Annotated in this window: 14 protein-coding genes; 1 reads left to right on the top strand and 13 read right to left on the bottom strand. The window is 51.6% G+C overall.

From position 1 onward, the window contains the following. The 13 genes from HZB62_15770 to rpiB all read right to left on the bottom strand — a co-directional run. The coding region (locus HZB62_15770; GenBank protein ID MBI5076609.1) for a methyl-accepting chemotaxis protein at window positions 1-985 on the bottom strand (985 nt) is incomplete at its 3' end. A gap of 182 nt (window positions 986-1167) precedes the next feature. Beyond that, entirely contained in the window at window positions 1168-2739 is a 1572-nt protein-coding gene (locus HZB62_15765; GenBank protein ID MBI5076608.1) for a CZB domain-containing protein, read from the bottom strand. Window positions 2740-2839: 100 nt separating this feature from the next. Continuing rightward, on the bottom strand, window positions 2840-4957 hold the full coding sequence (locus HZB62_15760) for a chemotaxis protein CheA (protein MBI5076607.1): 2118 nt from the start codon (window positions 4955-4957) through the stop codon (window positions 2840-2842). Continuing rightward, a complete protein-coding gene (locus HZB62_15755; GenBank protein ID MBI5076606.1) occupies window positions 4954-5319 on the bottom strand; it encodes a response regulator in 366 nt (121 codons plus the stop codon). The genes HZB62_15760 and HZB62_15755 overlap by 4 nt, the downstream gene beginning before the upstream one ends. Beyond that, entirely contained in the window at window positions 5312-5662 is a 351-nt protein-coding gene (locus HZB62_15750) for an STAS domain-containing protein (GenBank protein MBI5076605.1), read from the bottom strand. Before HZB62_15750 ends, HZB62_15755 begins: the two co-directional genes overlap by 8 nt. Then, window positions 5659-6858: a HEAT repeat domain-containing protein gene (locus tag HZB62_15745; protein MBI5076604.1), complete on the bottom strand. Its 1200-nt coding sequence runs from the start codon at window positions 6856-6858 to the stop codon at window positions 5659-5661. Before HZB62_15745 ends, HZB62_15750 begins: the two co-directional genes overlap by 4 nt. Then, complete coding sequence (locus tag HZB62_15740) at window positions 6795-7718, bottom strand: methyltransferase domain-containing protein (GenBank protein ID MBI5076603.1); 924 nt, start codon at window positions 7716-7718, stop codon at window positions 6795-6797. The genes HZB62_15745 and HZB62_15740 overlap by 64 nt, the downstream gene beginning before the upstream one ends. A 49-nt stretch (window positions 7719-7767) precedes the next feature. After that, complete coding sequence (locus HZB62_15735; protein MBI5076602.1) at window positions 7768-8205, bottom strand: response regulator; 438 nt, start codon at window positions 8203-8205, stop codon at window positions 7768-7770. Between the two features lie 30 nt (window positions 8206-8235). Further along, window positions 8236-8619, bottom strand: a complete 384-nt coding sequence (locus tag HZB62_15730) for a response regulator (GenBank protein ID MBI5076601.1) — start codon at window positions 8617-8619, stop codon at window positions 8236-8238. Between the two features lie 205 nt (window positions 8620-8824). Next, window positions 8825-10150: a sigma-54-dependent Fis family transcriptional regulator gene (locus tag HZB62_15725; GenBank protein ID MBI5076600.1), complete on the bottom strand. Its 1326-nt coding sequence runs from the start codon at window positions 10148-10150 to the stop codon at window positions 8825-8827. Next, a complete protein-coding gene (nrdR, locus tag HZB62_15720; GenBank protein ID MBI5076599.1) occupies window positions 10150-10617 on the bottom strand; it encodes a transcriptional repressor NrdR in 468 nt (155 codons plus the stop codon). The genes HZB62_15725 and nrdR overlap by 1 nt, the downstream gene beginning before the upstream one ends. 123 nt (window positions 10618-10740) lie before the next feature. Next, window positions 10741-11979, bottom strand: coding sequence for a serine hydroxymethyltransferase (locus HZB62_15715; protein MBI5076598.1), 1239 nt, complete (start codon window positions 11977-11979; stop codon window positions 10741-10743). After that, window positions 11972-12427, bottom strand: a complete 456-nt coding sequence (rpiB, locus tag HZB62_15710) for a ribose 5-phosphate isomerase B (protein ID MBI5076597.1) — start codon at window positions 12425-12427, stop codon at window positions 11972-11974. The genes HZB62_15715 and rpiB overlap by 8 nt, the downstream gene beginning before the upstream one ends. Before the next feature lie 142 nt (window positions 12428-12569). Between rpiB and trxB the strand changes: the two genes are divergently transcribed. Next, window positions 12570-14183, top strand: a complete 1614-nt coding sequence (trxB, locus tag HZB62_15705; GenBank protein ID MBI5076596.1) for a thioredoxin-disulfide reductase — start codon at window positions 12570-12572, stop codon at window positions 14181-14183. Window positions 14184-14206 lie beyond the last annotated feature (23 nt).

The raw sequence follows: 14206 nt of genomic DNA, 5'->3' as shown, positions 1-14206 counted from the left end.
GGGCTATCTTGTCTGTCTGCTGTGCGTTGTCTGCGTTCTGTCTTATGTTCGAGACCATCTCTTCCATGGAGGATGAGACCTCCTCGACCGAACTGGCCTGCTCAGATGCTCCCTGCGACATCTGCTCTGAACTGGCGCTCAACTCGGAACTGCCTGAGGCAACATTGTCAGCCGCGGACTTTACATCTACAATGGTCTCTTTTAATTTCTCCACCATATTCTTCATGGCAGAAAGCAGCTGGCCGGTCTCGTCTTTGCTCTGCGTCTGGATATCGAGCGTCAGGTCTCCGTTGGCAAGCTTGTTGGCAACATCCACACCTAAGATCAGAGGAGCTGTAATACTGCGGGTTATCAGCAGACTGATAGCAACGCTCACCAGAAGGGCAATAATAACAAGGGACAGCAGAATGATGGATATGCGCCTCGAAAATGCGTTCATATTGCTCTCTGCCTGCTCAACGCGCTTGTTCGCCTCGTGGTCGAGTGTTTCTGCAGCAGTCTCCATCTTGTGTATGGCATCCTTGACTTCAGCGATCGCTGCATTGCCTCCTGCAGCATCTTTGATTGCCCCGGACACAAGCAGGCCCATGACCTTTCTCATGCCAGCCACATATACAGCCAATTCAGTCTTAACATCCTTCAACGTATCCTTGTCAGACTGAACAGTAAGCACTTTTTCTGACTCAGTGACTGCCTTGACAGTCTCATCAACCGCTGCATTCCACTTTTTGGTGTAATCTGCCTCTTTCTCACGGTTGCCAATGTTCAGAAAAAGGTCTTTCTCAAACCTGCGCATATTTAGTATGCCGATCGTGACCTCCATGGCAGTCTCGGACAGCGCAACATCAGTATGCAGCAGCTTCACCGTTTCGCCGGTGATCGATGAGGCGCCCCAGTAACCTGCGCCGCCAATGGCAATCATCACGAATACCACAATGCCGAACCCCATAAACAGCTTTGAACCGATCTTCATGTCTTTGAACATAACTCCTCCTTTGAGCTAATCATTTTATTAATTTAAACAGAACCGATTGCCTGCCCCCTTTTGCTCTATGATCTGTCCCCTTCCACCTCCTCAGGCTTGCTGTTTTACACCTATTCTGAGCTGCCACGCCGTTATAATTCGGAATGTATTCAGAAACAAATTTAAAATACGACACCAACCAATCATGCGCTATATTGCAAAGGCAGCGCCGCTCCCTGCCGCACTGCGCTTTGTGCATCAGCTGCGAGCTGCCGCCTCCGGCTGTAATCGGATTCAGCAATACGAAAAAACTCCACTGCGCTCTGCAGATGCTCAGCCTGGGCCGACAGTTCCTCTGCTGTGGATGACATCTCCTCTGCTGCACCGGCATTCTGCTGTACAACATGATCAAGCCGCTGTATCGCCTTGTTGATCTGCTCTGCACTGCTGTTTTGCTCAGCGCTGGCAACATTGATCTCCTGCACCAGTTCCGCGGTCTTCTGTATGTCAGGAACCAGCTTTGCCAGCATATCGCAGGCCCGCTCGCCAACATCCATGCTTGAGACCGACAGCTCACTGATCTCGACCGCGGCTGTCTGGCTCCGCTCTGCCAGCTTCCTCACCTCCGAGGCAACCACGGCAAAGCCCTTGCCGTGCTCTCCTGCACGGGCTGCCTCTATTGCAGCATTCAGCGCAAGCAGGTTTGTCTGCCGCGCTATCTCTTCTATGATCGATATCTTCTCGGCGATCTGTTTCATTGCCATGACCGCATCCATCACAGCCCTGGTGCTCTCTGCAGCATCCGCGACCGACTTGACCGCGATCTTCTCGGTCTGCTGCGCATTGCCTGCGTTCTGACGGATATTCGAGGCCATCTCTTCCATTGAGGATGATACCTCCTCTACAGAGCTTGCCTGTTCAGAGGCCCCCTGCGACATCTGCTGTGAGTTCTGGCTCATCTCCCGGCTTCCGGCGGCAACATTGGAGGCGGCTGATTTTACATCCTCGACAATGCCCTTCAACTGTTCTACCATATGCTTCATTGACGCAAAGATGCCGGTATCCTGCGCCCTTCCGGAGCTCAGCTTCATGGTGAGGTCACCTGAGGATATCCGCTCGGCGATCTCGGCTATGTATGCAGGCTCTCCGCCAAGGAGATTCAGCAGGTTCCTTGTAATAATAAGGGACAGAAAACTGCCAAGCAGGATACCCAGCACGGTCAGGAAGATCGAAACCTTCTTCTCATTGGACTGGATCACGGTGAGCTGTTCGAGCGACTTTGCCTCGTCTTTATGAAGTATCTCCTTGATCTGCCTGAGATGTGACTGAACTTCGTTGACCGCAGGGATCGTCTCCTCCGTGAATATTGCTGTGGCCCCGGACCGGTCTCCTGCTTTATATGCGGCAATGATCTTTTCAGCCGTGCTATGCAGCTTGCGATGCGGCGCATCAAGAGCAGAGAACGGCTGTCCCACTTCGTCAGAATAGGGTTTGAACGTCTTCATCCATTTGCCGAGGTTGCACTCGTTTGGATCGAGCTTGCCGGTAAATTCCCTGCCCTGGATAAACACCCCTGTGGAGATGCCGTCCATCCACTTCAGATGGTCGATCACCCGGTCTGTCATCAGTTCGTTCGTTTTACGCAGTTCCTGATTCTGCGCCACTGCCTGCTGCACCTTGCCTGTCGAGAAGAAAAAGAACAGACCCATGCTGATCATCAGCAGGAGCAGGACACCCATTACCGATCCGAGTTTCTGAGAAATAGTCAATTTCATGTCTTCTCCCTTCTGCGCTGTCTCAGATATCTTTCTGATACCATTGCAGAGATGTCAGCTTCATTGTTATCAGGCAGAGACAGGAGGGCCTGGGTCATCTTCATGCGTTTTCCTCTGTTTCGACCATCTGGATCAGCTGCGGCATATCGAGGATCAGGGCCACGGAACCGTCTCCGAGGATCGTCGCACCAGAGATTCCCCGTACATCACGGTAGAACTTGCCAAGCGACTTGATCACGGTCTGGTGTTCACCGATCACGCTGTCCACAGCAAATCCCACGCGCCTTCCTTCGGTATTTGCGATCACGACCTGCTGGATAGCCGGCTCATTGCCGCTGATCGCGAACTGTTCCCGAAGACGGATATAGGGGACTATCTGGCTGCGTACGTTAACGAGGTTTCTGCCGTGGCCTTCCTTAATGGCCTGGCCGGTCAGTTCGATGCATTCCTCCACGATCGAGAGCGGCATCACGAACGTTTCGGTCCCGACCTTCACCAGAAGGCCCTCGATAATCGCAAGGGTCAGAGGCAGGCTCAGGGTTATGGTGGTCCCTTCCCCAGGCAGGCTCTCTATCTTGATCGTGCCCCTGAGATTATCAACAGCCTTCTTCACCACATCCATGCCGACGCCGCGGCCCGAGACGCTGGTAACACTGCCTGAGGTCGTGAATCCCGGCGCAAGGATCAGATTAAATATCTCGCGTTCGCTCAGCTCATCGTCCGGCTGGATCAGACCTTTTTGCAGCGCCTTTGTATGTATGGCCGTCTTATTAAGACCGGCGCCGTCATCCTGGATCTGAATAACCACATAGGCTCCGGAATGGACAGCAGAAAGGCGAATGCTGCCTTTTCTGGGTTTGCCCTGCTGTCTGCGCAGATCAGGCAGTTCTATGCCGTGGTCGACACAGTTCCTGATGATATGGACCAGGGGATCGTTCAGCTTCTCGATAACCGTCTTGTCGAGTTCTGTCTCAGCTCCTTCAGTGAACAGCTCAGCCTCTTTGCCAAGCTCTGCCGTAAGATCGCGGACAAGTCTCTTGAACTTGCCGAAGGTGGTACCCATCGGCAGCATCCGTATGTTCATGGAAGTGTCCCTGAGTTCCTCTATCAGGCGTTCGACCTCTTCCGCGATCAGGAGCAGCTCAGGATCGTCGTAGCGTAAAGAGGTCTGGCTCAGACGCGCCTGAACAGTGACCAGCTCGCCCACAAGATTGATCAATTTATCGAGCTTCCGGGAAGCTACCCTTATATTCATTGTGGCTTCGATCTTCTGCCGGTCCTCCCGAACCTGCTTCACCTGCTCCTGCTCGGCCAGCGCAGCCTGTATGCTGACCTCCTGGACCAGCCCCTCTTCAACCAGCAGCTCCCCAAGCCGCTTTCTTTCCCTCAGTATCTGTTCGAGGTTCTCTTTCCTGATGTCCTGTTTCTCGATAAGGATCTCGCCCAGTTTACGAAAGTCTTCAGCATCAAGATCTGCATCCCCGTCATAAATGATGTCTATTGACAGTTCTGTCTCATCCTGAATAAATATAAATACATCCTGAATGTCATTCAGTCCCTTTGTTGTTGTCAAAATGATGTCCCAGGAGGTGTAACATGCTTCCGCATCCAGCAGGTCCAGCGCCGGTATGCTTTGGGTATGCGCTATGACCCTGCAGTCACCCATTGTCCTGAGTTCATCGATCAGCAGAAGCGGATTTGTACCACGCAGAAAAATGTCCCGGGAAGGCCGGAAACGGATCCGGTAAACGGTTTTTTTCGTTTGCTCTTCTTCGCCGAATATCTCTTCGGCAAGACCAGCCTGCTTCAGGATCTTCGGCGCCTTTCTCTCCTCAGGGATAAACTTTCTGAACATTGCGAGGATATCCGCAGTCCGATTGTCAACTGCCTCTCTGCTGAGCTGGTCAACGTTCATCATGTCACGTATATGGTCGCATGCAGACAGGGTGAGGTCGAAGAGGGACTTGTCCGCTTCTATCTTCCAGTTCCTGACAAGGTCGTAAACGGTCTCAATCTGATGCGTGAATGCCGAAATATCGTCAAAACCGCACATGCCGCCTGATCCCTTAAGCGTATGAAACGACCTGAATATGGATGAGACCATCTCCATATTGTCAGGGTCTTTCTCAAGATCAAGGAGTGATGCTTCAAGCGCTGTAAGTATCTCGGATGCCTCGACTTTGAAGGCTTCCCTGATCTCGGCAAATTCGTCGCTCATCCCATCACCTTTCTTATGGCCGAGACGAGCTGATCAGGCCGGAACGGCTTGATGATCCACCCCGTGGCCCCGGCAGCCTTTGCCTCTTCCTTTTTCCCGGTCTGAGACTCTGTAGTGAGTATGATGATCGGAATAAATTTGTATGAAGGGTCGTCCCTTACCATCTTGATAAGGCTGATGCCGTCCATCTCCGGCATATTAATGTCCGTGATCAGCAGGTCTATCTTTCCCTGTTTGAGTTTTTTCAGGGCCTCTGAGCCATTGACCGCCTCGGAAACCTCGTAGCCATGCTGTTTCAGGGTAAAGCTCACCAGCTGACGTACACTGGCCGAATCATCAACCGTCATGATCTTCTTACTCATTCGGACCTCCGTTGACCGATCTCCGGTCTTCACCAGCATCTTGAAAACATAGTTCATCACCGTTGTATCCGGCAGCAGCCATGGAACTTCTGACTCCCGGAGCAGCAGACCAGTCAACTTCAAACCGCTTCTTCTCAATCACTGCTGTTTTCTTCGCCGAGCAGAGTATCTGCATAAAAGAAACGTCAGCAACAACATCTCCCATAAGCTCAAGGATAACCCCCTCAGACTCCCGGAAAGTCCCGAGCAGCTCTTCCCTGATCTTGGCAGCATTCTCGATCGTGAGGCTGCCGCCCAGCGCCAGCCTTCCGGACTCACCGGATACGGATGCTCTGAAACTCATGGCTCCACTGCCTTGTCCCTGCTGTCCAGGCTCCTTCTGGCAGCCATGCGGACCTCCTCGTCAGGATCATGCAGCATGGACTCGAGTATCTGGAGCGCCCTTGGCAACGCAACACGGCCGAGAGCAAGCGCCACCTCGGTACGAACCTCTGCATCACTGTCTTCTGCGAATTGAAGCAGTGCGTCATACTCGCCGAGCATACTGAGGGTCTTGGCAAGGATCTGCCTGTGGGGACCGGTAAAATTCCGAATTGCATCAACAATGCCGCATACAGCCCTTTTCCCGGCCTGAAGCAGTGCATCAACGGCATACTCCTGCAGCTCATCATCTTTTACCAGTTCTATCATGCATTGCTGCGCACCTATACTGCGGGAGCAGCTTATCGCCATGCCTGCCGCTTTGCGGGTCTTTGGATCCGGAGATTGGAGCATGGCCAGCAGCATCGCTATGTGGTGCATAAAAAACTCCGGGTCCGGTCTGATATTTTCCCGTTCCGAGATCTCCTGAATAGCCTTAAGGGCATGTTCAAAGAGCTCCACTTTATGCAGGCAGTCTGCAAGATATTTAATGGATTCCTGCTTCCCGGCCCTCTCGATCGCTTCTATGGCGAGCTCCTGAACCCCGGGCATTTCGAGACAGCGGTACAGAAGTCTGAGCGCATCATCCCCGCCGATCTGACCCAGTGCATCAATTGCAGCCATGGCAACCCATGGCTCATCATCAAGTGCACTCTCCAACAGCGGTATGGCACGCTCATCTCTCACCTTGCCGAGGGCTTCAGCAGTAGCTATTCTTACATTCACATCTGAATCATTCATGGCCTCGGCCAGGAGCGGAAACGTTCCGCGGTCAGCAATACTGCAGAGAATGTTCACGGCAAAAAGTCTTACTTCATGGTTATGGTCCTGCAGCAGACCCTCAAGCGAGGGGAAACCCTTCACGCCAAGGACCCGGTAAACCTCCATGGCTGCATTCCTGATATCTGCATCATCATCATTCCTGATGCCCTGCTCCAGATCGGGCAAATATTCAACCAAAGGATACGAAATCAGCTTATTGATATACTCCTGCCGCTCCCACCAATCCTTTTTCGGTAATAGCTTCCATATCTCATGCGGCTCATTAAGCATCGTCATCTCGCCTCCTGCTGCAGAACGTCCATCGAGCACATCCCGGCCAGTCTCGGTTCCCTGCATATATTCTTCCTGTAAACGGTCATGGCGCCGGTACGCATCGGCACAAACAGGTTCGTATGCTGGATAATACTTTCGGAAGTGCCGATGAACAGATATCCTTCATCGGAGAGCAAGCTGAAGAGATTCCTGACCGCTCGCTGAATGCCGCTGTCGGTCATGGATCCCAAAATATGCCGACAGAAGATCATGTCCATGGTGCCGAGTCCGGCAAGAGATTTTGCATCGACAAGATTGCCGAACCTGAATTCGACATTTTCCCTAAGGCACGGTTTTACCATATACCGTTCCCCGTCGGCAGTGAAATTTTCCGTTCTGAAATTCTTGTCGCTGACTTCAGTGCCAAAAGAGTCCCTGCCGTATCTGCCCTCCTTAGCCCAAACAATTGCCTTTGGGGCAATATCAATGCCGATGATCTTCACGTCCCAGGCCGGCCGGCAGATGCCGCAGCTGCGTACTGCTGAACTCAGGGTGTATGCCTCTTCTCCGGTGGCTGACGCAGCAGAAAGTATTCTGATGCTTTTCTTGTGCTTCAACTGATATGATCCGGCTGCCTCTTTAAGAAGAGTGGAAAGGAGCCTGAACTGCTCCTCGTCCCTGAAAAAACAGCTTTCATGGTTCGCCAGGTGCGACATCAGAACAGCTGCTTCCATACCCTCAGGATCAGATACAAGATAGTCATAATATTCACGGTAGGTTCCCATGCCGAGCACCGCAAGTCTGTGCGAAACCTTCATATGAAAGGAGAGCATTTTCCCGCTTTTCAGCATCTTGCCAAAACGCTGTTCGAGCAGCTCGGTGAAAAGCCTGTATTCGTCTTCCGTTATGATCTGTTCCCTAATTATACCGGCATGGTTGTGCATGTCTGTCCTATTGCAACCTCTTCCCCGGATGCGCAGTCATAAGATAGGATTACTTGGCCGCAGACTCTTTGTTGCGGTCTGTCTCCGGAAAAGGCGACTTTGCCTTTTTTTTGCCCATTACTTTTTCGATAAGCTCATGCAGAAGATGCGGTTTGAAAGGCTTTACCACATATCCGACAGCTCCCAATTTCAACGCCCTTAACGTATCTTCCTCCCTGCCTTCAGTGCTTATGACAATGATCGAAATATGGCGGTAGAGATTCTCGCTATACAGTTTCTCCATGAACTGGATCCCGTTCATTACCGGCATATTGATATCCAGCAGGATAATATCAAAGTCGCTTTCTTTGGAAAGTATATCAAGGGCCTCAAGCCCGTTCATGGCATCAAGGATCTTGCACCCCTGATACCTGTTCATGACAAGTCTGTACATGTTATGGATGAGCTGGGAATCGTCCACAATGAGAATCTTCTGCAATACGGTCATAACCCCCTCCTTCTGATTAAATACATGTCATTACCCCTTTGTGAGAACCGGTATGTTAAGCGATCGGACCTTATCGAGAAGATGAGGTATGTCGATCGGTTTTTCATAGTAGTGAAAAGCCCCTCTCTTTCCGGCCTCTTCCCGCATCTCCTCGGAACCATAGGCTGTCATGATGATCACCTGGGTCGTCGGGCTGATCTGTTTCACATAACTGAGCAGTTCAAGCCCTTCCATGCCTTCCATGCCGCTTAACCGTATATCTACTATCACCAGATCAAAGGTATACCGTGAAAGGGCCTCTTCAGCCTCTTCCATCCTGCTGCTGGTGATAACCGTAGTGTCAGGGTTGCTGAGCACGTGCGACAAGGTCATCAGTATTGTTGGTTCATCATCAACAATCAATATCTTTTTCATATTTCGTTATCCTCCCGCAATAAACTATCGAACCCATATATCAAGACCTGTGCCATCTCTTTTAGGCATACATGTCAGCACAACGAATCATGCAATAAGTTGTTTTAAAAGCTTTATTTCTTGTGATTGACTGTTTCGGGATGAGGACTGGGGAATATAAAAAATCAGGAATGACCGGAATCCGGACAGGCCGTCCGATTCTCGGTCACTGGAGGCTGTACTTTTTTATCTTTTCGCTCAGGGTTGACCTGGCTATATCCAGCATGTCAGCAGCCTTTGTCCTGTTGCCGTTCGCCATGCGCAATACATGCCTGATATGCTCCTGCTCCATTTCACTGAGCGGCAGCGGCCTGCGGTCAGGATCTCCGGTCGTCCCTTCAGGGATAATGATATGCCGCGGCATAATATCACCCTCCGGGCAGAGAATTGCAGCTCTTTCAATTACATTTTTCAGTTCTCTCACATTGCCGGGCCAGGAATAGCTGCAGAGCTTCTCCTTGGCCGCCTCTGTCAAGATTCCGATCTCCTTCCTGGCGAGAGTCTTCTTTATCTCTTTCAGCAGGAACTCGGCAATAAGCGGGATGTCATCAGACCTCTTCCGCAAGGGCAGAACCTGCAGCGGCATGATATTCAGGCGGTAGTAAAGGTCTTCCCTGAAAAGTCCTTTCCTGACCCGATCAGCAAGGTCCTTGTTCGTTGCAGCTACGATCCGGACATCTGCGGCAATGTCCCGCGTTCCACCCAGGCGCTTAAAGGTCCTGGTCTCGGTGACCCGCAGTATCTTGGCCTGGGCGCTGAGCGGCATGTCCCCGATCTCATCAAGAAAAAGCGTACCCCTGTCAGCCAGTTCGATAAGTCCTATTTTCGTCTTTTTTGCGTCAGTAAAGGCGCCGGCCTCATACCCGAAGAGCTCACTCTCAAGGATAGGTTCAGGGATCGCGGCACAATTGATATCAACAAAAGGCCGGTCAGCCCTGCTGCTGAGCGCGTGGATATTGCGGGCAATGATCTCCTTGCCGGTGCCGGTCTCTCCGAGGATAAGTGCAGTGGTCGAGGGATTTGCGGCAAGGAGGTTGATCATATGGATTATGCTCTGGATATGGTGGCTTCTCCCGATGATCGGATGATCGGTCTTTTTGAAAAAGACCGCATCCTGCTTCATCTTCTTGATGCCGATGCTCTTTTCAACAAAAACTGAGAGCGCATCCAGGGATATCGGCTTCTGAAAATAATATTCAGCCCCCAGTTTCATGGCACTGACCGCTTCGTCTATCTCGCCATACCCGGTCATAACGATCACGGATATTTCCGGGTAGTCCTTCTTGATCTCCTTAAGGACATCAATGCCGCTTCCGTCAGGCAGACGAAGATCGAGAATAACGGTATCGGGAATCTCCCTGAGGCAGATGTCAAGACCCTCCCTGCATGTCGAGGCGCAGAGAACACTGCATCCTTTGCTCTCGAAGAAAGTCCTGAGGCTCAGAGCTATGGTTTCGTCGTCCTCAATTACCAGAAGAAGAGGGGTGCGCATTACTTCTTATCTTTGTGATGATCGAAGAGGGTCTTCACCTCGTCCATGAGCTCATTGATATCCTTGAACTGCCGGTACACAGAGGCAAACCGCACATAAGCGACCTTGTCGAGTTCCTTGAGCGCTGCCATGATCTCTTCGCCGATGGAGGAACTCGGTATCTCCTTTTCGCCGAGACCGATAAGCTTTTTCTCGATATTGTCAACGATCTCGTCGATCTTGTCCGTCTCAATAGGCCTTTTCTTGCAGGCAATGAGCAGTCCGCTTCTGATCTTGTCTGCATTGAAGGACTCCCGCCGTCCGTCCTTCTTGATGACCATGGGGGCCAGTTCTTCAACCCGTTCATAAGAGGTAAAACGCTTGCCGCACTTCAGGCATTCACGCCTGCGGCGGATGGCATTGCCCTCCTTGCTCACACGCGAGTCAATGACCTTGTCTTCCTGGCTCTCGCAGAAGGGGCACTTCATGAAAGGAAAGTCTCAGCAGCAGTGTCAGGGATGAGGGTATGTGGCAGAAAAGAAGAGATAGCATCAGCGAGAAAAGAATTTTCAGTCTTTACCTGATTCTGTTCGCTGACCCTGTTCACTGCATCACCGGTAGATCGGGAACTTATCGCAGAGGGTCTTGACCCGCTCGGCAAATGCCTGGATCTTCCCTGGGTCTGTGCAGTTGTCTATGACAGAGGAGATGATCTCGGCAATTTCGACCATCTCTGCCTTGCCCATGCCGCGGGTCGTGATGCTCGGGGTGCCGAGCCTGATGCCGCTCGTTACAGCAGGGGGTCTCGTGTCATAGGGGATGGCATTTTTATTCACGGTTATACCCGCCTTATCAAGTGCATCCTCTGCATCCTTGCCTGTGCTGCTCTTGTTCGTAAGGTCAACGAGCATGAGATGATTGTCCGTGCCGCCTGAGATGATGCTGAAGCCCCTCCTGACAAGCTCGTCTGCAAGGGTCTTTGCGTTTTCGACAACACGTTTCTGATATGTGCTAAAGTCCTCGGTCATCGCTTCCCTGAATGCAACTGCCTTTGCTGCAATCACATGCACCAGAGGGCCTCCCTGGATGCCGGGGAAGATCACCTTGTCCACTGCCTTTGCATGCTCTGACCTGCACATGATCATGCCGCCGCGCGGTCCCCTCAGGGTCTTATGTGTTGTCGAGGTGACAAAGTCAGCATAGGGGACAGGCGAGGGATGGACCCCTGCAGCGATCAGGCCGGCGATATGGGCAATATCTGCCATCAGATAGGCGCCCACTTCCTTTGCGATCTCAGAGAAGCCCTTGAAATCGAGGATGCGGGAATAGGCGCTTGCGCCGACAATGATCATGCGGGGCTTATGCTCCTGCGCAAGCTTCCTCACCTGATCAAGATCAATGACGCCGTCCTTGTTCACCCCATAAGAGAAATTCTTGTACAACGTGCCTGAGAAGCTGACTGATGCGCCGTGGGTAAGGTGGCCGCCATGGCTGAGGCTCATGCCGAGGATCGTGTCCCCTGGCTTGATCGCCGCAAAATATACAGCCATGTTCGCCTGGGAACCTGAGTGCGGCTGCACATTCACATGCTCTGCGCCAAAGATCTTCTTTGCCCGCTCAATAGCCAGCGTTTCAACGGCATCGGCATATTCGCAGCCGCCGTAATATCTTTTCGACGGATATCCTTCAGCATATTTATTCGTAAAGATCGATCCCTGCGCCTCAAGCACTGCGCGGCTGGCATAGTTTTCCGATGCGATGAGTACGATCTTCTGATGCTCCCTGTTCTTCTCCTGCTCAATAGCTTCATAAACTTCGGGATCGCTGGTTTTCAGGCTTTCATCAATCATTGCTGTTTAAGGTTTCCTCTATTTTCTTGATTTTGTTCAGTCTTCTCATATGCCGGTCACCTTCGAACGCTGTGCTCAGCCACGTCCGCACGATCTCCGCAGCCAGGTCCTTGCCGAGGATCCTGCCGCCAAGAACAAGAACATTCGCATCATTATGGAGCCGGCTCATCTTTGCACTGAAGAGGTCATTGCAGAGCGCTGCCCTGACATTCGGAAATTTGTTCGCTACCATGGACATACCCAGGCCGGTGCCGCAGATCAAAATACCCCGTTCAACCTCTCCTGAACCTACCATCTTCGAGACCTTTTCCCCGAAATCAGGGTAATCGACAGATGCCGTGTTATAGGTCCCGCAGTCAACGATATCATGACCAAGCCCGTTCAAAAGATCGAGAACATCCTCTTTAAGGCCAAAGCCTGCGTGATCTGATCCGATAGCTATTTTCATCGAATTGTTATCTTATCCGAGATGAGAATTTCAAGTCAACATGGCTTCCCCGCTCAAAATGCAGTCCATGCAGTGATCATTATTTTCGCAGTTTTCAGGTAAAATACGTCCAATCACAGAGTTGTCTTTTCGGGGTTAAGGAATGGGACCAAAGAAAGAAGAATTTATCTCGGATAACACGAAGAAAGTCCTGCAGAAGGAGCTGGCTCAGATGAAGAAGTCTGTCAGCCTGATCGCAGTGCTTTCTGACGATCAGAACAGGCCTTTTAATGACTTCTGCCGGAAGCTTCTGACAGAACTCTCAACGCTCACTGAAAAGATCAAGCCTGTTTTCGTCGCCCCTGACAGCGAGACTGCAAAGAAATACCACATAACCCGCACTCCCACCCTCCTGATTGAGCCTGAACAGTATGCCATCAGATTTACCGGCGCCCCTGCGGGCGAGGAAGCGCGCACCTTCCTGCTCGGCGTGATCATGGCATCAGCCGGCATGACCATACTTTCTGATGCATCGAAGAAGCGCCTGTCCGAACTGAAAGAGAACCGCAATATCAAGGTCTTTGTGAGCCCAACCTGTCCGTACTGCCCTCATCAGGCATTGCACGCCGTCTCTGCAGCCATAGAAAAAAAGGATCTTATCAGCACCGAGATCATTGAAATCCATGAGAACAGGGATCTCGCAACAGAATATAATGCATTTTCAGTGCCTCAGGTATTCATTAACGACCAGCTCGTCAGCACAGGACTGCAGCCGGAAGAGGTCTTTATCGAGGAAGTGCTGACAGCAGCCCCTGTCGAGATCAAGCCATTTGAAGGTGAAGGCGTGATCGAGAAAGATCTCGTGATCGTCGGCGCCGGGCCTGCGGGCCTTACCGCAGCGATCTATGCTGAACGGTCCGGGCTGAATTCCGTTGTTATTGAAAAAGGCAATATCGGCGGACAGGTTGCCATCACTCCCGTGGTAGAGAACTATCCCGGTTTTACCCGCATCGGCGGCAAGACGCTTATGGACATGATGGCACAGCAGGCGATCCAATATACGGACATTCACCAGGGCGAGGAAGTGCTTGATGTACAGAAGACGAATGATCTGTTCGAGATACGAACTAACAGGGTCGCGTACAAGGCAAAGGCATTGCTGATCTCCGCAGGGGCAGAGAGCAAAAAACTTGATGTGCCGGGAGAAAAGGAGTTCCAGGGCAGAGGCGTAAGTTACTGCGCGTCCTGCGACGGGTACTTCTTTAAGGACGGGAAGAAGGTATTCGTCATCGGGGGCGGCAACACCGCAGCTACAGAGGCACTCTATCTGAAGAACATAGGCGTTGATGTCACGATTGTTCACAGGCGGGACAAACTGCGGGCAGAAAAATTTCTTCAGGACAGCCTTGCTGCTAACAAGATCCCGATCATCTGGAACACAAAGGTGATTGAGATCAGAGGTGAGAAGTTTGTGAACGAGATCGTCCTTGAAGATGTGAATAATGCGTCAACAAACACCCGGTTGATAGACGGGGTATTCGTTGCCATAGGGTACGTGCCGAATAATGAACTTGCAAAAAAACTCGGCGTCCGGATGGACGACGAAGGCTATATCAGGGTGGACAAGGCCTTCAGAACAAATGTGCCGGGGATCTATGCTGCAGGAGATATTACCGGAGGGTTCAAGCAGATCGTCACTGCGGTCGGCCAGGGAGCAACAGCTGCCGCGGCTATTTTTGAGGACCTTTCTGCACCCTCCGAAAAGTGGTATTCGTAGTATAATGAACTATCTAACATTAT

Source organism: Nitrospirota bacterium, from assembly GCA_016214855.1.
GTDB lineage: Bacteria > Nitrospirota > Thermodesulfovibrionia > Thermodesulfovibrionales > UBA6898 > UBA6898.
This window is presented reverse-complemented; position numbering and strand designations above follow the sequence as displayed.